At 62.1% G+C, this 20,540-nt stretch carries 11 protein-coding genes and 3 pseudogenes; 5 read left to right on the plus strand and 9 right to left on the minus strand.

What is annotated here, in order from left to right:
* Positions 1-20: 20 nt before the first annotated feature.
* A pseudogene (locus tag W823_RS47320) lies at positions 21-3,091 on the minus strand (DUF3427 domain-containing protein).
* A gap of 119 nt (positions 3,092-3,210) precedes the next feature.
* Here W823_RS47320 and W823_RS47325 point away from each other — a divergent pair.
* Complete coding sequence (locus W823_RS47325) at positions 3,211-5,664, plus strand: AAA family ATPase (RefSeq protein ID WP_023959947.1); 2,454 nt, start codon at positions 3,211-3,213, stop codon at positions 5,662-5,664.
* A gap of 377 nt (positions 5,665-6,041) precedes the next feature.
* Positions 6,042-7,076 (plus strand): restriction endonuclease, encoded by a 1,035-nt coding sequence (locus W823_RS47335; RefSeq protein ID WP_023959951.1) that lies wholly within the window; start codon positions 6,042-6,044, stop codon positions 7,074-7,076.
* Between the two features lie 104 nt (positions 7,077-7,180).
* Here W823_RS47335 and W823_RS47340 read toward each other — a convergent pair whose 3' ends face one another.
* Both W823_RS47340 and W823_RS47350 read right to left on the minus strand, forming a co-directional pair.
* Complete coding sequence (locus W823_RS47340) at positions 7,181-8,491, minus strand: hypothetical protein (protein ID WP_023959953.1); 1,311 nt, start codon at positions 8,489-8,491, stop codon at positions 7,181-7,183.
* 865 nt (positions 8,492-9,356) lie between these two features.
* On the minus strand, positions 9,357-10,529 hold the full coding sequence (locus W823_RS47350) for a hypothetical protein (RefSeq protein ID WP_023959957.1): 1,173 nt from the start codon (positions 10,527-10,529) through the stop codon (positions 9,357-9,359).
* 215 nt (positions 10,530-10,744) lie between these two features.
* Here W823_RS47350 and W823_RS47355 point away from each other — a divergent pair, with 215 nt between their 5' ends.
* Complete coding sequence (locus W823_RS47355) at positions 10,745-11,005, plus strand: LuxR C-terminal-related transcriptional regulator (protein ID WP_023959959.1); 261 nt, start codon at positions 10,745-10,747, stop codon at positions 11,003-11,005.
* A gap of 46 nt (positions 11,006-11,051) precedes the next feature.
* On the opposite strand, the gene W823_RS47360 is transcribed toward W823_RS47355, so the two are convergent.
* Positions 11,052-11,531: a hypothetical protein gene (locus tag W823_RS47360; RefSeq protein ID WP_200866392.1), complete on the minus strand. Its 480-nt coding sequence runs from the start codon at positions 11,529-11,531 to the stop codon at positions 11,052-11,054.
* 110 nt (positions 11,532-11,641) lie between these two features.
* Positions 11,642-12,778 (minus strand): HNH endonuclease, encoded by a 1,137-nt coding sequence (locus tag W823_RS47365; RefSeq protein ID WP_023959963.1) that lies wholly within the window; start codon positions 12,776-12,778, stop codon positions 11,642-11,644.
* Between the two features lie 107 nt (positions 12,779-12,885).
* On the opposite strand from W823_RS47365, the gene W823_RS47370 reads away from it, so the two are divergent.
* On the plus strand, positions 12,886-13,476 hold the full coding sequence (locus W823_RS47370; protein ID WP_031332685.1) for a GIY-YIG nuclease family protein: 591 nt from the start codon (positions 12,886-12,888) through the stop codon (positions 13,474-13,476).
* 73 nt (positions 13,477-13,549) lie between these two features.
* On the opposite strand, the pseudogene W823_RS47375 reads toward W823_RS47370, so the two are convergent.
* The 3 genes and pseudogenes from W823_RS47375 to W823_RS47385 all read right to left on the minus strand — a co-directional run bounded on the left by W823_RS47375 (position 13,550) and on the right by W823_RS47385 (position 17,601).
* Positions 13,550-14,499 (minus strand): annotated as a pseudogene (locus tag W823_RS47375) (DUF808 domain-containing protein).
* Between the two features lie 270 nt (positions 14,500-14,769).
* Positions 14,770-16,119 carry an NAD(P)/FAD-dependent oxidoreductase gene (locus W823_RS47380; RefSeq protein ID WP_023959967.1) on the minus strand — a complete coding sequence of 450 codons (1,350 nt, stop codon included), beginning with the start codon at positions 16,117-16,119 and terminating at the stop codon, positions 14,770-14,772.
* A 37-nt stretch (positions 16,120-16,156) separates the two neighbouring features.
* A pseudogene (locus W823_RS47385) lies at positions 16,157-17,601 on the minus strand (APC family permease).
* Positions 17,602-17,818: 217 nt separating this feature from the next.
* Here W823_RS47385 and W823_RS47390 point away from each other — a divergent pair.
* A complete protein-coding gene (locus W823_RS47390) occupies positions 17,819-18,397 on the plus strand; it encodes a TetR/AcrR family transcriptional regulator (RefSeq protein ID WP_152538102.1) in 579 nt (192 codons plus the stop codon).
* A gap of 62 nt (positions 18,398-18,459) precedes the next feature.
* On the opposite strand, the gene W823_RS47395 is transcribed toward W823_RS47390, so the two are convergent.
* Entirely contained in the window at positions 18,460-19,914 is a 1,455-nt protein-coding gene (locus W823_RS47395) for an aldehyde dehydrogenase family protein (RefSeq protein ID WP_023959971.1), read from the minus strand.
* Positions 19,915-20,540 lie beyond the last annotated feature (626 nt).

Genomic DNA, 20,540 nt, shown 5'->3' on the forward strand with positions numbered 1-20,540 from the left:
AGAGATGGACTAAGGGCGAACTAACTGGCAATCACCGACCCACTTGCGAACACATCGGCCGGCATCGGCCGGTGAAGATTCCAGGTGATCGAGATCGGACGCTCACCTTGATGGCTGACTAGGTCAACCCGACCTACGAAGATGAACGGCTCAGCACCAATGTCTCCGTTGGGCCGGTCACGGACGAAAAGCAAGACCTTGGCGTTCTCGCCGCTGGTTCCGAGCAGGCGTCGACCAAGCTTGGAGTCGACCGTTGTGTTGTTTGGCGACTCCCAGTGGAACGTGTCACGTGAGATCGGGAAGTCGCGATACATCGTGGTGGGACTGAACTGGCCTTCGTCTTTGTGAAGATTGACGAACAGTGCTCCGGTCGAACCGTCGTCTGTCCAGACGACACCCGTTGCTTGGCCATAAGCTTTGCGCGTCAACGAAGCCCATCCGATGGCGGCCAAGACCTCTTCGCGGCGGTAGTGCACATGGGTGAACAGCGGGAGATCGTTTGCATCCATTGGTTTCGGGACGTGCTTGATCTGATCGGTCGTCACGTCGAGGATCTGACCGATCTCGTCGCAGATGGCGGGGTTGGCTTGTAGGTGTCGGAGACCGGCGTCGTAGTCCGCGTGGTCGCTGCGGTCCGGCCACAGCAGGAAGAACAACATACGGGCGTACGCCTGCTCGCGGGACGACAGCTCGTCGTATCGGGGGCCGTTGGGCTGGGCATCTTTCGATACACCTTTGCGCGCTCCAGGTCGTCGACGTGCGTGACGATCCGAATCCGGTGCAGCATTGCTTCCTCGCCAGGGCCTGGCGCGGCGGTCGCAATGTGGGCGTCGCGCGCCAGGGCGGTCCAGGACTTGCCGACTGTTCCGCCGTAGACGTCGACGAGATCGTGACCGGAGTCGGTGAGGTACTCCTGCAGCGTGCGCGGCTTGTGAGACGCGATGCTGGCAACGAGGTCGGCGCGGCGGTTCAGGCGGATCGTCTGGCGGATGTTCTCAGTGATGATTTCCTGGGCGACCCTGTCGAGGACCAGGCGACTGCCGCCAGGGAGGAATGGGAAGTCTTCGCTGATCTCGTTCAGCAGACGCCCGCGACTCGAGCCGGTGAGTGCGCGAAACTTGTTTTCGAATCGAAACTCTCGTCGCTGCTGGCCGATGAAGTCGAGCACCGTCAACACGGCCTTGGTCTTGGTACGGCGAAGTCCGCGACCGAGCTGCTGGAGGAAGACAGTGGCGCTCTGCGTCGGCCTGAGAAGCAAGATGGTGTCGACGTCGGGGATGTCGAGGCCTTCGTTGAATACGTCGACGCCGAAGAGGCACTTAACGGTGCCGGCTCGTAGTTTCGCGAATGCGTCTGCCCGGTCGGTCGGGCTGGTCTCGGCGGACACAGCCAGCGACGGCAGCCCTTGTTGGGTGAACCTGGTCGCCATGTATTCCGCGTGGGCAATGGACACGCAGAAGCCGAGTGCGCGCATCGCGGTCGGGTCGCTGACCTTATCGCGCAGGGCTTGCAGTACAAGTCGAGTGCGGGCGTCATTGCCGGTATACAGGTTTGACAGGTCGCTGGACTGATAATTGCCCCGTGACCACGTGATCGGACGCAAGTCGGTGTTGTCGGCGACCCCGTAGTAGTGGAACGGGCACAGCAGGTCCTGTTCGAGGGCATCCCAGAGCCTTAGTTCGTACGCGATCCGGCCGTCGAACCACGAGAAAACGTCGCGCCCATCGGTGCGTTCGGGCGTGGCCGTCAGACCCAGTAGCTCTGCTGGTTCGAGGTGATCCAAAAGCCGCCTGTAAGTGGATGCTTCTGCGTGGTGGAACTCGTCGACCACGACCACGTCGAATTGCGTCGGGTCGATGCCGGCGAGCGTGTTCGAGTGCAGCGACTGGATACTGGCGAACACATGCTTCCACTGCGTGGGCCGCTGCCCACCCACGAACATTTCTCCGAAGGTCGCATCCGCGAGTACCTCTCGGTACATGCGCAGTGATTGCTCGAGGATCTCCTTGCGGTGCGCGACGAACAGCAGTGGAAGACGTGTGCCTGCGCGCTCGCATAGTCCGCGGTAGTCCAGGGCGGCGACGACAGTCTTGCCTGTTCCGGTTGCCGCGACTACGAGGTTGCGGTGGCGGTCGTGGACCTGCCGCTCCACATCGAGCGCCTCAAGAATGCGCTCCTGGTGCGGGTAGGGCCGGACGTCCAGTCCTGAGACTGTGAGTGTTTGTCGTCCTTGGGAGGTGCCACCGGCCTCGGCGAGGGCGCGATCGAGTAGGTCGGCGTCGGTGGACGGGTCGTAGTCCTTAAAAGCTGGATCGTTCCAGTACGTATCGAAGGTGGCTTCAAACTTGCGGGTCAGCGAGGGGGTGCTGACCCCGGAGATGCGAACGTTCCACTCGAGGCCGTCGACCATCGCCGAGTGCGACAGGTTCGAGCTTCCTACATACCCGGTGTCAAAACCACTGCGGCGGCGAAAGAGCCAGGCTTTGGCATGCAGTCGGGTGGAGCGGGTTTCGTAGCGCACCTTGACGTGCGCGCCGTATTTCGTCACCAAGGTGTCGAGAGCGCGGCGCTCGGTGGCACCGCAGTACGTCGTGGTGAGGACTCGCGGTTGCACACCGCGTTCGCGCAGTGCGCCGAGTTGTTGACCGAGGACAGATATTCCAGCGAACTTGATGAAGGCGCACAGCAGGTCGACGCTGTCTGCGCTGGCGAGTTCGTGAGCGATCTCGCCGGCCATGTTTGGCTCACCCTTGGTGTTGGTGAGCAGCGCAACCTCCGAGAGCGGTGTAGCTGGCCGTTGCAGCTTTGGCTCGTCCGCGTTGCGGAGGGCTACGAGTAGCTCGGGTCGGAGAACCTCGTCCGTCTCATCGAGCGACCCGAGGAGTTCGTTTGCCCGAGCAACTTGATCGGCCGGCTTCAGGGCGCTGAGGTGCCGGACGAGCGCATCGGCAAGGTGCCGACTCAAGACGACCGGGGTATCCCCGTCGCCGATATCGACGAAATCGGGAGCGAGTGACTGAGCGGCCAAATCTGCGTCGACCCGCCGAGTGTGGAGCAACTCGTAAATGCCGCGGGGGAGAGGTTCGTTCACCTTTGGAGTAGATCACGAGGTGCTGACGGCCTGTGACGTACTACTCGAGAATCCGCTTCGCGTCACAATGTCGGATAAGTCTGGGAGAGTGGCAATTCCGATCACGCGAAGGAGCACCGATGACAGAACCGGCCTCGGTCGTCGAACAATCCTTGACCGAGATCGTCTGGGAACTCCTGGACGCAGACTCGACTTTGGACGAGCACGTGAAGTACGCCGTGATCGCGGCGCTCGACAGCGACCACGCTCTACAGGAGCAAATCGACGGGACGGCGGCTCCTGTTGAACGGCCGGCGAGCGAGAACGCGGAGACAGTCGAACCGCTCGGTGCGTATCTGAAGTCGATCACTGTTGCGGGTTTTCGCGGTATCGGACCGCGGGCAACCCTCGCGGTGCCCCCGTACCCAGGCATCACCGTGATCAGTGGTCGAAACGGTTCAGGAAAGTCCAGCTTTGCCGAAGGCCTCGAGTTCGCGCTGACCGGGCAGAGCTACCGGTGGCGAAGTAAGCGCGCCAAGATGTGGGCAGACAGCTGGCGGAACCTGCACGAAGGCAAGCCGTGTGAGGTGCGAGTCGAGTTCGCGGTGCCGGGGTCGAAGACCACCACGATTGGAGTCGACTGGGCCGACACCGCTGAACTGAATGGCAGCGACACCTGGACGCAGGTGGCTGGTGCCAAGAAACAAGCCGGCACCAGCAGTCTGGGCTGGTCGAACGCGATCGACATCTATCGACCCCTACTGACTTACGACGAGATCGGCGGATTGCTCGACCAAGAACCGTCGAAGCTATATGACGCTTTGGCCACTCTTCTCGGGCTCGAAGAGATCCACGATGCGGAGCAGCGACTCGCGACGCTCCTGAGTGAACGCAAGCAACCACGGACTCAGGCCGCGAACGCCCTGAAAGACCTAAAGACACTCCTCGACACCTCGGATGATCCGCGCGGGGGTGAGGCAGCAAAACTCGTCAAGAAGCGGCCTGCAGATCTTGCGGCAATCACCAATCTGGTGAGCGGGGCAGACTCACCGCAGACTTTGACTCTGGCCGCGCTCCGTAAGATCGCGGAGATTTCGGTGCCGGACCTCGATGAAGTATCTGCCGCGACATCTTCGTTACGAGAGTGCGAATCTCGTCTGCTCGAGTTGGCGGATGAAGCACTGGCCACCGCTGAACAGCGATCAGCCCTCCTCCGACTGGCATTGACACTCAGGGAGACGGACAGCGACGAAAACTGCCCAGTCTGTGGTGTTGGAACACTTGATACAGCCTGGGAGGAACACACCCGGTCGTTCCTGATGGCCGAGGACGAACGGCTCAGTGCCTACCGGGCAGCGCACGACAACGTAAATCACGCGCGACAGACAGCACTCAGTTTGGTCGGCCATTTGGCCGACGCTCGACCAGTAGACGGGGTGTCGCTGCCGTCGCTGAGCGCGTATGCGGCTGCGGTCGCCACTGCGCGAGCGGTACCGGCCAACCCTGCAGGCCTTGCTGAGCACCTTGACGACGCGATGCTGCCAGTTGTCGATACGCTCGCGGAACTTCAGGCCGAAGCGGCGGCGGCTGTAGTCACCCTCGAAGATGCCTGGGCGCCGGTCGCAGCGAAGATCAGCGGTTGGTTGAGTTTGGAGGAGGCGGCTCGCAGTAGCGACGACACCGTTGCCCAATTAGAAGCAGCGAAGAAGTGGGTCACGACCAACGCTACTGTGCTTCGCAATCAGCGGATGCAGCCCATCGGCGACCGTGCTCGCGAGATTTGGTCGCAGCTTCGTCAAGAGAGCAACGTCGACATCAGTTCAATCACATTGCAAGGGCAGCGGACTCACCGCAAGGCGGTGCTCGAGGGAAGCGTCGACGGCAAGCCAGCGGCTGCGCTGACTGTAATGAGCCAGGGGGAGTTGCACGCGCTGGCGCTCGCGCTGTTCATTCCGCGCGCAGCCGCGCAGGCAAGCCCGTTCCGCTTCATCGTTCTCGACGACCCCATCCAGGCGATGGACCCGGCCAAGATCGATGGCTTCATCACCGTCCTACGTACTTTGGCGGAGACCCGGCAGGTGATCGTGTTCTCCCACGATGACCGTCTGGCAGCTTCCATCCGACAGCTGGGCGTACCCGCTCAGTTGCTGGAAGTCACTCGTGAAGCTGGCTCGGCGATCGCAGTCAAGACGGCAGATCACCCGGCCAAGCGGTACGCCAGCGATGCGTTCGCGCTGGTTGCTGACGACAACGTCGACGACGAGATCAAGCGGCGTGCAGCTCCGGGACTGTTCCGGCTTGCGGTGGAATCGGCGGCGCAGCAGGTGTTCTACGCGAAGCGCGCAGCCGCCGGTAAGCCGCACGAAGAGTCTGAATTGGACTGGGAGACCCACAAGAAGACGAATCAGCGGGTCGCCCTTGCTGTCCACGGAGATGCGACCGCGGACATCACTGCGTGGCGCTCGTATCGTCAGCATCGGTATCCCGCTCTGACGATTTGCAACAAGGGGTCGCATGGCAACATTCCAAATCTCACGAAAGACGACGTTCGGGATCTGCACAAGACCGTCGACGACATCCTCGGCGAGCAATGACTCCGACACCGGCAGTTCAGTTGCTGTGCGAATCTGAACGCATTCTTGATGGCGCAATTGGGCCCGGCTCAGGCAACTCGGCGAGATTGGCCGCTTTCGTTGCGCGCCAGGCTGTCGAGGCACTCGTTGACGAACGGCTGAAAGTCATTGGCGCCGAATGTTCAGGCGCCTCTATGAGATCCCGGCTGGCGGTACTCAAGTCGTTGGATGATCAAGAGCGGACCACTCAGATCGAGTTCGTGTGGAACCAGCTCAGTGCGTGCTGTCATCACCATGCGTATAAACTGGCGGCGACGAGTGGCGAGGTTCGGGACGTGTGCGCAGCGGTCACCGGACTCTTGGCGGAAGATGATCGAGCCATGTGATTCGATCTTCCTATGACACAAATCTGGGGCATCCACAATGACGTGTCCAGCCTCGATCTCGTCGATGGCCAGTTCGTCAGCATCGGATGGGATGAGATCGGTGACCTCAAGCAGATCGGGCCTGACCGGGCGGGAATCAAGAGTCAGTTGGCGGCCGCATACCCGGCGTCGAAGCCGGGAGCATTCCCAGTCTGGGCTGGGGTATTGCTGCGATTCGGCTACGAAATGGAGAGCGGTGACCTCGTCGTAGCGCCGAACAAGGCGGACAGCACGATCAACTTTGGCGAAGTAGTCGGCGACTACCAGTTCCTGCCGAACGAACCAACGCATCGTCATCGCCGGCCAGTCCGCTGGTTACGGACCGGTGTTCCGCGAGCTGTGTTCAGTCAGAAGGCTTTGTACGAGATCGGTTCCGCGCTGACTCTGTTTCGGGTGAAGAATCATGCTGCGGAATTCGAACGTTTTCTTGCATCCTCAGACGAAGCGGCATTTGCGGCCTCCGCACCACCGGCAGATTCGCCTGAAGACACAGAAGAGGCGGTCAAGTGGGCGGAGGAGGAGCCGAACGTAGACCGAATCGGGCGGTTTACTCGTGATTTTGTTGCTTCCAAGCTGCATAAAGCGCTGTCGCATGAGGAGTTCGAGCATTTCACCGCGGACCTCATGCGCACCCTTGGATACCAGGCACGAGTGACGCAGTACTCTGCGGATGGTGGTGTTGATGTTCTTGCCCACAAAGATCCGCTTGGACTCGAACCGCCGCTGATCAAGATCCAGTGCAAGCACATGGTCGCCACGATCGGCGCCCCGGATGTTCAACGTCTCGCTGGAACGCTTTCTCGTGGCGAGCTTGGCCTTTTCGTCAGCCTGGGTACGTACTCCAAAGATGCTCTCGCTCTGGAACGCAACCGCCTCGACCTAAGACTCATTGGCGGTGACGAGCTCATCGACCTATTCCTGGACTCGTATGCAGACCTTCCGCAGAAGTGGCGGGACAGAGTAGCGCTGAGGCAGGTGTACGTCGTGGAGACTGGCGCAGCGGGATGACTCCCAGGCTGGTCTAGCCAAGAAGACAAAACGCGAGTTAGAACCTTTGCTGCAGGACGGTTTTCGAGTGGCGAGTATCCCAGACGCCGGAAGGCCATTGGTCACTACCCGGCCAGCGCCGGTAGAACCACAATCGAACCGTCGAGGCTACGGGCGATGTCGATGGTTACGTCCGACGCCCGACCCGTGCCGTCAATTCCATCCCCCAGAGCGCGCAGCCGAGTTGAAGTACGCAGAAGTTTGTCAACATCTCCGGCTGAGAAGGCAAAGTCACGGATTCCGTGCGAGCGGTCCAACTCGAGTTGCGACAAGCCGATCCGCACGTCAGCGATACTGGCCTCTAGCGCTGTTACGCGCTGCTGATCGGATTTCAGTGTGCGCACGAAGCTGTCGAATGGATTGGCGGTGTCCATCTGGGCGTGCTCTACGGCCTGCAGAACGATGACCCGCTTCTTAAGCGAGATCGCGAGGTCTGCTAGTTCGAGGTGTGCGTAGAACTCGCCGCCGTCGACCCCAATCCCGGGGAATGCCTTCTGCAAAGGTGCTAACTCCACACGATCTTTCGCTTGCAGTGCGTCGAGCTCCTTCTGCCACTTAGTCAGGCGCTGTTCAGCATCAGCAAGGGCTGTGCTTATGGCGTGAACCGCGGAATCGAGGCCGAGCGACGCGCCTACGCGGCCCTGGTCAAGGAGGACTGCAGTGGCCTTGTCGATCGCGTCACGGCACCCATTCAGCGAACTCTTTTCCTTGTCGAGGGCATCGCTGTGCAACTTCTCTAGCAGAACAGTGATGTTCTCGATGGCTTGCTGTCGCTTGCGGTCGGCGTGCGCGCTGACGCCCACTGCAACCGCCATCATGACGAGCGGTGCCGCGACCGTAAGCGCGCCTGCGCCTCCGACAGCGAGCCCCGCCGTCGCGGCTGATCCGCCGGCGGCGCCAGCTGCCGCGGCCTTGCCTGCCACCGGGACGAATGTCGCGTGACCAGCTATGCCGGATGCCCCTATGAGCGCGCTGTGAACCCCGTCAACCGCCGCTTTCGATGCCATCGGCTTGATCATTCCGCTCCCCACCTGGGCCGCCACCTTCGCGGGAACCACCATTCGGTAGAGGGCCTCGCCGGCTAGCGCGCTCGACGCTGCCGGCGCCGAACCCGAGGTATCGCTGATCAACCGGGACAGGTGAGTAGCGAGTGGGCTGAGACTGTCGAGATGAATGCCCTTACTGCGGTCCAACTCCTTCGGAACTGGGTGAGCTTCCAAAGTTGCAATGGGCGTGTCGGCCATAACTGCCAATACAGTACGTATCTCGGCGAGTCGTTCGGGCGTCATGGACTGGCCATCTGTCAACGCGGGAACAGAAACGTCACGTGTCGCGAGTGTCCACACAGGCGCCAAGTGCTTGTCGTCGTTGACCATTGTCAGCCTTCTTCCACGTTTGTCAGCATTACGATATTGGACCCGTCGTCAATCTGCGGGTTTGCGGGGGTGAGTCTGCAGTGTGGGTTCTCAGTTCGGTCACCAACTGAACTGGCAAGCCTGGCAAACGTACGACGAAATGTCCGACCCAATCACGCACCCGCCGAGCTCAGTCCCATACGGTGGCGCACCGGGTGGGAATCCCATCATCAGCTTGAACGTCTGTCGCGCGCTGCACCGCGGACACGGCGGGCGATGACTGAACATCAACTCGTTGAATGTCGGCCCCGAGGGTTGGTGGAGGATGTCGTGGCAGGAAGGGCACACTGCCATCGATTTATGGAACGGCCAGTCCTTCGCATCGGGTTCTCGGTGAACCTGTAACCGTGGCCTGTACGGTGACTCATCATCACCGCCACAGGCGTTGCAACCCCAGAACCGCTGGGCCTGAATGACCTCCGACTCTCGAGGATCGAGACACCGGTGCGGCAAGGCCGTCCACGGGGTAGGGGATGCGACTTCCGCTGCGATGGCGCTGAGTACATCCGTTGCCGCTTGGGTTGAGAGTGTGCGCGGCTCGATTGCGAAGTGCCCGTCAAGCCGGCGTTCTAACGCTGCCATCGCGATGCCGTCCCAGATGTGTGGCTCAGCACTGCTGAAACCCCAGTTGTCATCATCCTCAATCCACAGAGTCCTGACGTCGAGCACAGCTGACTGACGGGCGTCGGCAACCAAGATCACCAGGTCACCGTCAGCTGTCCCGTCCGGAAACGAGTACCAGCTGTCGTCATCGTCGTGCGTTGTGCCGGGCGGCACCTCAGCGAGAACAACATGTACGGGACCTTTTGCTCTGTTGGTCACGGACCTACCTCACCCCGTCTAGCCGGCCCGACAGGACCACGAACCGTAGTGCGGCCCGCAGGCTCTTTGTGGTCGCTGCCCACGCCTTCTCTTCGTGTTCACACGCGGCCGCTTCCTCTTCGTCCTCGCGCTCGAGTGCGTCATAAATCGAACTCCGCCAGGAGAATCGCTGCTCCTCGCATACCTTGATGTAGTGAAGGATGGCATCGCGGTCGAAATCGCAGACCGCCGCTATCTCACGGGTTGTCAGCGGACCGACATCGTCGTCATCGAGCTGAAGCAGGCACATGAGCCCCGCCGGCAGCCCTTCGTCCGCGTCGGCGTCCTCGACCGGCGGTTGGGCCTCGGCCACAACAGCAGCCACATCAGCGGAGCCCTCAGTCAAGAAGTCGAACCATTTCGTCAGGGTTGACCGCAGCACCCCGTCGGTGAACACGGTTGCATCCATCCGAATCGATACCCGGATGTACGAATCGATGAGGACGAACTTAATATCGGGCCACTTGCGAGAGAATTCCATGATCGCTGCACTGGCGGCCGCCGAGTCATCCACATCGACAGCAAGATTCGTGAACATCTCGATGACGGGATCGTTCACGCCGACGCACAGCCACGACGTCTCGCCGTTGGCGGTGAAGATGATGTCGCCGTCATCGTCTTTCTTCGGCGCGCACCCAGTCATGCGTTCGAGGGCAGCATCGACGAGATCCTGAAGTTGCGACTGGCCGGTTGGCTGAAATCCCGTGTGCTGTATGGGCTCAGCAGGCTGCTCCTCGACCGTCAGGAGAAAGCTTGGGTGAAGCACCTGCCACAGTTCCCGCATCACACCGGTGGCGGCCAGGACCACGTGCTCGGCCTCGTCGCGACTGCACTCGACTATGCACTCGTCCTCGCAGATCGAATCCCACTCAAGCGCCATGAGTAGAGAGAGTTCGTCGTCGGACAGCTCGCGTCCCTGGCCGGGGATCGTGGGGCTGAGGTGGCACCGCACTTCGTCGTCGTCGGTGATAGTGAAAATCGTGGCCGTGCCGGCGCCGTGGACCTCGCTGTTCGGTGCTGTCACTCGCACCGACCCGCCGGCGTGCAGGCCCGTCAGGCAGGTTGTCAGCTCGTCACGAAACGCGGCCCATCCATCGGAAACGGAAGCATCGAAGTCGAAGATGTTGGACATGGTCACCCGCTCTCTCTTGTCCTGTCAAAGGAAGGGTAACGAGGGGGTCTGACATTTTCGTCCGCAATGTAAGCGGCTCGATCATGCGTTCGAAATCACATTCGTGTTCTTAGAAACCCCTGTCGCACAACGAAATTCAGTGTCCGAGGCCACCGCTACCTTTCGGTCCATTACTGACAGTCGACTTCCCGGCTGTCGACCAAGGAGAGATCGGATCAGTGATGGACACAAAGGATGATGCGGTAGCCAGGGCCACCGTGCCGGCGTTGACCGAGCGTGAGATCGAGGTTCTGCGGGCCTGGCTGATGTGTGACACCAAAGAGGCCGCGGGGCGTTTGTTGTACGTCTCGGCTGCGACGGTCAACACCCACATTTCGCGGATCCGAGGCAAGTACGAAGCTGCCGGTCGACCCGCTGGCACCAAAGCGACGCTCCTGGCGCGGGCGCTTCAGGACGGCCTAATCACCGTCGAGGAGCTGTGACTGCGGGGCGATCGATTGGCCGTTCGTCTCGTAGAGACTAGGACCGTTACGATCGTCCAGCATCCTCAACAGCGGCCAGCAGGCCGCCGAAGCCTGTCTCAACTGGCTGGACGCGACTTCGCAGGCTGGCCAACGTGATGGTCTTCTGTTCGCCAATCGCTGCGTTGATGTGGGTGGTCGACGCGACGTAGAAGGTCCACTGGTCTACGTCGAGGGGGTCGGCCACGGCTCGATCTGCGGTGGCGAACAGACAGAATACGTAGACATCTGCAGAACGTTCGCGGACTTCGGCGTAAGAGTTGGTTTCGGCGAACCACGCCGTCGCCGGACCGACAGCGAACTTGATTGCCGAGGTCGACTTCTGTTGCCACGACTGCAGATACGCGGACGACTTCACCTCGATGCGCAGACCGCTTCCCGTCAGAAGGTCGAACGCATCCCATTCGCGTCTGACCGTTCCGTCGGTGCAGCCCAGGGCAATTCCCACGATGTACTCAGCGAGCAGGCCGCGTGTGGTGTTACTCAACAGGTCTGACTCTGACCATGCCCAGAAATCTGCGAGGTCGCGACCCAGAGTCTCAGTGCCCTTGCGCAATGGTGAAGAAGGATCTCGTCGCCGTGCTGGCTGGTACTCACTCATCGATAGTCACCTGCCTTCAGTCTTGACCCGTCTAAGGGGGCAGTCCACCGGACCTCGTCAGATGCGGTCGTCCATCCGAAGTCTGGGCCCAGGTATTCGAACTCGCGCGTTCGCAGCCACGTCGGGGTGCCAGCGGGTTGCGTGGAGTACATGCCGCGGGCCGCTGACGCAGTTCTGTCGAACTGGCTGGGCCAGTCGATCGACGCGGCCAACGTCTCGAGCACCGTTCGACCTCGCCCCAGGGCGGTCGTGACGTGAACCGGAGCCGGGAGAAGGTTCGACTTGTCGCTGTTGCATTGCGTGCAAGCCAGAACGAGATTGCTGAGTCCGTCGATGCCGACTCGCGACCATGGCAGTACATGGTCAACATGGCAGCCGGCTCCAACCCTTACGCCGCAGTAGAAGCACGTGGCGCCGAATTTCTTCATCAACACTTCTCTTACTCGGGAGAGCGAGACGCGATCCATACCGAAGAGATGCGCCGCCAGGTCCGGAGCATCCTCTTTCAAGAACGCGTTGTGCCTGCGGACATCTCCGACCCACGCGATCTGAAGAGCAGGCTTCAGTAGTGAGCAGAGCCGCGCTAATGCGAAACCGACCCCTGGATAGAGTTCAATGACGTTGCCGCGTCTCGCAATGGATGCCAACGAGGTCCTGTCAAACATCCAGCTGTCGTCGTACAGGAAGCATGTATGCGTCTCTGCTTTGGTCAGCCGTTGCAACCGGGGGAGAGGTTGTTGCACCAGCGTGAGTTTTACCTCGTTGCGCAGTTCCCGGAATGGTTCGGGGTTGCGACGCTTGCAGACGTCAAGAGCCACCTCGCCGACGGCCGATGCCCGCTTGAACTTCCGCACGGCGTCCGGAATGCGAGCCTTCGGCTGGGAGGACTGCTTGAGGTCGTGTCCATCAAGAGGGCGAACTTGCCGCCAATAGAGGCCAATTACACGCTCCGCAAGGTCATCGAGATCGACTGAAACGGCCGCGTCTTGATCTCTTGGGGTGTTCTCTACGGCGTAATCGAGAAGTGCGAGCAGAGTAGCGAGCTTGTACGTAGCGGTACGGCGGCCGCCCTCGAGCACGCTCATGAGCTGCTGGCCGAGGGCCAACGGGTCTCGAACGTCGAGGTTGTGCATACCTCGACGGTAGTGCACCGGGGGTGCGTGGGAACGGTGTCGAGAACTGGATGCGGAACCGGAAAATCAACGGTTTTCAACGCGAAGAGTCGGTAGCGTTGACGGCCATGTCAGAGCACGAGTTCCACGCGCAGTACTTCGCTGCGCCCGTCCATCGCCGGGACGAAGTACTCACCAAGCCGTACCCAGTTCCCGCGCAGCCCGGAGTTTACGGATGGTGGTTCAAGACCATCCCCGCCGACATGGACACAGCGAAGTGCGTCCGCCGAGACGACGGTTTGGTCTTGTTGTACATAGGGATCAGTCCGAGCAAGCCGTCCGCCACTGGGATTGCTAGCAAACAGAACATCAGGCGGCGGATCAAACTCCATTACGCAGGTAACGCATCTGTGTCGACACTGCGAAAGTCTCTTGGGTGCCTGCTGTCTCAGGAACTCGGTATCGAACTCCGCCGAACCGGCGCTAGTGGGCGATGTACGTTCGCCGCCGGTGAAGCGCGCTTGTCGGAGTGGATGGCACACAACGCCCTGGTTTCATGGATTACGCACCCGCGACCCTGGATGTTGGAGGACGAACTGATCGAAACCCTCGTTCTGCCGCTGAACATCGACGGCGCGCACAACGCGTTTACCCCTGTTCTGCGGCAAGCGCGCAGATCGGCCATGGCGAGAGCGAGAGAGCTGCCGCCGCTACCTTGAGGCTGCGAACCAATCGCGACTTGTCTACCGGGACATCGCGGAAACCGTCACGGCGTCGCAAGAGTTGAATCACTCAGTGCGCGGCCGCATCCTTCTTCTTCCGCTTCGGAACCACATGCATGATCGCCACGATGATCGCACCAACAATGAGTCCGATGATCGCAGAAGCAGCGGTACCAAGCACCCACGACAGCACACCACCGAACCAACCGTGGACCAGTTCTTCACCCCAGTGTTCGAGGTGATGAAGTTGATCTGCCGGCCAATGGAAACCGGCCTCGCCGATGTTGATCAGCAGGATGTGTCCGCCCACCCACAGCATCGCGGCGATACCGACGACGGTCAGGATGCTCATCAGCTTGGGCATCGCTGAGACGAGCCCTCGTCCGACCTTCTGGCTCACCGTGGAGTCGCGTTTGGCCAGCGCAAGGCCGAGGTCGTCCATCTTCACGATCAGGGCCACCACACCGTAGACGAGCGCGGTGATGAGGAACGCCACGGCGATGAGCACCATCAGGCGGGTCACGAAGGGCTCGTCTTCTACCGACGCCAGTGAGATGATCATGATCTCCGCCGACAGGATCAGGTCGGTGCGGATGGCGCCGCTGACCATCGTCTTCTCGAAGTCGGGACCACGCTCGCTGGGTTCCACCACCTCTTCGTGGTGTCCGGCAAACGCCTCGTAGACCTTCTCGGCCCCCTCGTAGCAGAGGAACGCGCCGCCGACGATCAGCAGATACGGCAGCGCCCCGGGAAGGAACTGGCTGAGGATCATGGCCACCGGAGGATGATCAGCAGCTTGTTGCGGATCGACCCGAGCGCGATCTTGCGGATGATCGGCAGCTCGCGGTCGGGGGTGAAGCCGTGCACGTAGCGGGGAGTCACCGCGGTGTCGTCCACCACCACGCCCGTCGCCTTCACGCTCGCCTTGCCGGCAGCGGCCGCGACGTCGTCGAGAGTCGCCGCGGCAGCCTTCGTGATCGCAGCGACGTCATCGAGTAGAGCTACGAGACCACCAGCCATTGCAGACGCCTCCTCAGGTCATCGGTTCAGTTGAGAACAATACGTCGTGGCCGGACCCAGTTCTGTCCGAAGACGCAGGTGACCCCGCGCCGCTCGTCAGAACGTCGACCGCGATGCCTCACCGCACGGAGTCTGCTTTCCCTGAGGCGGTCCATCACGGCCCGATGCCACATGCTGCTGTACCCCAGCTCACCGATGTGAAACGGACATGCGCTGGTGCCTGTGAACAGCTGCTTCGCGGTCACCCGAATGACGCGTCCGCAGTTGAGGTCAGTGGCCGCCCTTCGCGAACTCGTTGATCAACGACCGGGCGGTGACGATCCCTGACTCGATGGCCCCGTCCACCACCACGCCGTTCCAGCCGCGAGCGAAGTCGGCGCCGGCGAATCTCAGCCGCGAGTCGCTCGAGAGAAAGTTGCTCCATCCATCGAAGAACTGTCCCGACCGCAACGTCGCCCAGGTCTGACCCGACCACTTGTCCGCCACCCAGTCGTGGCCTCCGCAGTCGAGCACTTTTAGATCGTCGCGCCACACGTTGATGGCCTTCTGCGCCGAGTCCACGTCCTGGAGGTCGATGGCGTTGTGGTCGGATCCGAAGCCCACCAGGATGGTGGTGTCCTCGTCATCGAGAAAGTACTCGCTGCGCAGAAGCGAGATCGGGTTATCGCCGGGCGCGCCCGCGATGATCGAATGCCGTCCGGCCACCTTGATCCAGATCTTGAACCCCACCGAGTTGGTGCCCTCGTCGATCACCTTCTGCTGACCGGTCGACAGCGGCGGATCGAACTCGATGTTCGAGAGGGCGCCGATGGGCGCGGTGACGATCACCGCGTCGGCACGTTCGATGGTTCCGTTCGCCAGCTCGACTTCCACGGCTGTTGGTGAATGGGTGATGCGGTGGACGGGGGTGTCGAGCAGGATGTCCCCGCGCACGTCGGCGGCAATGGACTCGTAGAGCCCCCGCATGCCGTCGACGAGCTTGAACCGCAGCGTCTGCTCATCCATCAGCGAGCTCCGGTGATCGCTCAGCGCAGCCCAGTGTTTGGCCATCAGCGGCGACGCGGTGGCCGTCGAGCCCTGATATCCGGCCGACCAGTACGCATCGGCGATGTCGATCTCCGCCTTGCTGAAGTCGCCATCGCGCAGACAGTCGAGCACGCTGCCGCTGTCGGCGCGCAGGAATCGCTCCCGCACCTCCGGATCGGTATCGGGGTCGTCGAGTATGCCCAGCGGCTCATGCGGATTCGGGAAGAACTCCCGCGAACCCTCGAAGATCCTCTCCTGCACGCGGGTCAGTGCGGTGTCGAGGTCGTGCTCGGTGCCGTGATGAACGGTTCCGTCGCTCACCCAGTAGGCATCGTCGATGTCGGGGCTCGGGTAGATCTTCTGCCCGTACCGCGTGATCTCGGTCCACACAAACGGCTGCATCCAGTGCACCCACGTTGCGCCCATCTCCAGGGTGTGCCCGCCCAGGCGCTTGTCGGTCCAGGCGCGCCCACCGATGCGGGCCCGGGCTTCGAGAATCTTCACGGTGTGTCCAGCAGCTTCGAGTTCGCGGGCGGCGATCAAGCCGGAGAATCCCGCTCCGACGATGAGAATGGAGCGTTTGGTCGGGGACATACGTCCTCCTGTCGTGTCAGGTGTCAACGGTCGAGAATTACGGAGCAGTGGGGGTGAGCTCGCCGTCGCGGTCTCGCGAGCGGATCACGAAGTGCCCGACCACCGATGCCACGATGAACGTGGCGGCGATGATCGCGAGGAACACGTTTGCCAAGACCTGCGAGCCGCCGATCAGGGTGGTGAAGTTCGCGATGACGAGCGCTGTAATGGCGCACAGGCCGAGGCCGCCGAGTGCCGGAGCGATCTTGGTGTGCCACAACCGGTTGTCGACATCGGAGCGGGCGAAGAAGATCACGATGGCAATGCTGGTGAGCACCATGACAACCAGCATCGCGACCGTCGCGACGCCCGCCATCCAGGTGAACAGCTCGAGCACCGGGTCGGCTCCGGCCAACGCGAAGATCCCGACGAGGATGAACGCGCTCGCGGTCTGCACGAGGGAACCGACGTGGGGTGAACCGTGCCGGGCGTGCACCGCCGACAGTCCGCGCGGGGCGAAACCGCTGCGCGACAATGCATGTGAGTACCGTGAGATCGCATTGTGGAAGGCGAGCAGTGCGGCGAACAGGCTCGTCACCAACATGACCATCATGACGTCGGAAGTCACGCTGCCGAGGTACTCCGTGGTGGCGATGAAGGTCGGATCGGCGGTGTTCTCCAGCGCGACGGCCTGCACGTTGTCGGATCCGAAGGCCAGCACGATCGCCCAACTGGCCACCGCATACAGAACGCCGATGGTGATCACAGCGACGTACGTGGCGATCGGCACCGTTCGGCGCGGATTCTTCGTCTCCTCGCCGTAGATGGCTGTCGCCTCAAAGCCGATGAATGAACCGATGGCAAACATCAATGCGATGCCTGGCGAGCCCTCCATGAAACTCGAAGGCTGAAGGACGATACGTCGATACCCTCGGCGCCGCCCTGCCCGAGAATCGACGCCGACAACACGACGATGAGCGCGATCTCGGCAATCAGCAGAACGCCGAGCACCTTTGCGCCCAGGTTGATGCTTCGGTAGCCGAGCACGGCGACCAGTGCCATCAGCGCGAACGCCCACACCCACCACGGCAGGTCCGGACCGCCGAACCGTTCCATGACGGCGTCCACCGTGGAGGCAGCCAGACCGTAGATCGCGGCCTGGATGGTGGTGTAGGCGAGCAGGGCAAGCGCTGCCGCGCCGAGGCCGGGGGAGCGGCCCAGCCCCTTGGTGACGTAGGCGTAGAAGGCGCCCGTTTCGGTGACCGAGCTGCTCATCGTTGCGTATCCGACGCTGAAGACCAGGAGGACCGCGGCTGCGACGATGTAGGTCAGGGGAGCGCCGGCACCGTTACCCAGCGCGATCATGACGGGGAGTGAACCCGCCACGGCGGTGAGAGGTGCCGCGGCCGCGATGACCAAGAAGACGATCCCGGACACCCCGATGGATCCGCGAAGTCTGTGGGTAGGAGCAGAAGTCGACTGCGAGACTGCTTGTTCGACCATGATGGACCTTTCTCTGGCGCCCCGCGGGATGCTGATAGCACCGGTGCTGATGGGCTGTAATTCTACGAGTGTAGAATCATGATGTGACGAACGCTACACCGCGTTTGCGTGTTGTGCAGGGTTGTCGGGGTGCAGGAATCTTTACTGCGATGTCCACGGCGGGCATGGAGCAGTGGAGGCGATTGATACTGTCGCACCGTCGAATGAAGGAGTGCGGGTGCCGAAGCTGGTGGACCACGTCGAGAGGCGTCGAGCGATCATTGCCGCCGCGTGGCGGATCATTGCCGACCGCGGAATCGACGGCATCAACATGCGCGACCTCGCCACCGAGGCCGGATACACGAACGGCGCTCTGAGTCACTACTTTTCGGGCAAAGACGAGATCCTCCGCACGGCCTTCGACTACGTCATCGAATCGACCAACGAGCGGATCAAGCGGTCGATTGATCGCCGAAGCGGTCGGAAGGCACTGCGCCGCATGTGCTTCGAGATCATGCCCCTGACCGACGAGGCAAAACTGGAAGCGCGCATCGCGGTCTCCCTGTGGCAACGGGCAATCACCGACCCTCAGATGGTAGCGGTCAACAACACTGCGGTGGCCGCCTGGAAGGTCCGGCTCGCCGAGTTGTGGCGGGAGGCCATCACCGCCGGCGACTTGCCCGACCGCGACGTCGAGGTCGGGGTCGAGGCTCTGATGACCATGATGATCGGTCTGCAGGTCACTGCGGCTCTGGGCCCCGACGGGCTGACACGCAAGGCGCAACTGGCGATGCTCGACTCCGTCCTGGGCGGATAGCCGTAGAGACGAACTGGAATCGCGATGGTGGCAGTCGAGGTAACCCGCCACCATCGCGAGGTTCACACGATGACCGTGATCGTCTTGGGTTCGGTGTACGAGAGGATGCCCTCGTAGCCCAATTCGCGTCCCACTCCACTGGCTTTGACTCCGCCCCAGGGGAGTTGGGGAGCCAGCGGTGACCATCCGTTGACACCGATCGCGCCGGCGTCGATTCGCGCTGAAATGCTGTGCGCGCGAGTGACATCGCTGGTCCATACGGTGGCCGACAGTCCGTACTGGTTGTCGTTGGCCATGGCGACGGCCTCCTCGTCGGAATCGAACGGGATCACGACGCCCACCGGCCCGAAGATCTCCTCGCGGGCAACGGACATCTCGTTGTTGCCGGCCATCACGGTCGGGGTGACGAAGAAGCCAGGTCCGTCCGGTGCAGTGCCACCGGTGATGACGTCGGCGCCTTCGTCCGCGCCCTTGCGCATGTAGCCGAGCACCCGGTCGCGCTGGCGTGCGTTCACCAACGGCCCCATGGTGGTGGCCGAATCGAATGGATCACCAACGTTCTGCGCCTCCGCGGCTCCCTTCAAGCCTTCGAGCACCGCCTCGTACACCTTGCGGTGAGCGATGATTCGTGTGCCCGCGGCGCAGACCTCGCCCTGGTTGAAGAACAGGCCCATCGCCGACCCCTGAATCGCCGCTTCGAGATTGGCATCGTCGAAGATGATCTGAGGTGCTTTGCCGCCGAGCTCGAGCGCCGTGCGTTTAAAGTTCACGGCCGAGTTCTGCAGGATGCTCCTGCCCACCTCGGTGGAACCGGTGAAGGAGATCTTCTGGATGCGGGGATGTCGGGCAAGGGCCTCGCCGGCGACCTTGCCCGCGCCGGTCAGCACGTTGACGGTGCCTGGAGGGAAGCCGGCTTCGTCGATGAGTTCAGCCAACCGGAGGATCGACAACGACGCGTCTTCGGATGGCTTGATGATGACGGCGTTGCCGCAGGCCAGCGCGGGAGCGAGCTTCCAACCCAGGATCATCAGCGGTGCGTTCCACGGCACGATGGCCGCGACCACACCGAGCGGATCGCGGCGCGTGTAGGCATGTGTGGGTACCGGCCCACCGAGGTAGCCGTCGGTGGCGATCAGCTCACCGTTGATCTTGTCGGCCCACCCGGCGTAATAGCGAAGCGTGGCCACGAAATTGGGGATCATCAGTGCCGCGCCCATGCCGACCGGCCGGCCCATGTCCAGCGACTCCAACGCAGCCAGTTGGTCGAGATCACGCTCGACCAGGTCGGCCAGCTTGTGCAGCATCGCCCCCTTGCGCGAAGGCGCGAGCGCACCCCAGTCGCCGCGGTAGGCAGCGGTCGCCGCGGCCACCGCAGCGTCTACATCGCCGGGGCCGGCAGCGGCGAGTGCGGCCAGTGGTCGCCCGGTTGCGGGGTTCAGGGTGGTGAAGGTGTCGTCGGCGTCTCGCCATTCCCCGCCGATGAACAGGCCGGTGTGCAGGTCCGAAATATCGATCATGGTCGAGGTGCTCCTGAGGCTGAGGGCGCTGTAGTTCTACGTGTGTAGAACCATCGGGTGTGACGTACGCTACTCCTCGATCGGTCCCTCGGGAAGATGTGTGGTGTGAAGGAATCTTTACCTGGGGGTGTGGGGGTGTCGGTGTTCGCTCGGGGTTCTGGTGGGTGCGCGGTCTGTAGGGCGCGGGGGCTCGGGTTTGGTGAGCGGGTCGGGACGGCCACTCGGAGTTCTGGTGCTTGCGCGGTCTGTGGCGCGAGCGTCGTTGGGTTCTGCGAGCGGGGTCGGGGGGGTGGCTCGGGTTTCTGGTGGATGCTCGCTCTGTAGTGGGAGCGGCTCCGTGTTTTGCGCGCGCGATGCGCAGGCCGCTCGGGGTACCGGCCGACGCTGGGTCTGTAGCGCGAGCGGCTCCGGGGTTGGCGCGCGAGATTCGGGGTTGAGATCCACTGACGACCTGAAACACATTGTCCAGAAACAAATGTGCCACTACCTCTTGCCAACCCACACTCCGAGTGTCACTCTGGGAAACATGACTACAGGAAAGGCGGATCCCGCCACCGTCGCGTGAGCGCCGCATACGTGCCCTCGGTTCTTGACCGCCGAGCGCCTCTTGACCATCATTCTCAGTT

The sequence above is a fragment of the Williamsia sp. D3 genome, from assembly GCF_000506245.1.
Lineage (GTDB): Bacteria > Actinomycetota > Actinomycetes > Mycobacteriales > Mycobacteriaceae > Williamsia > Williamsia muralis.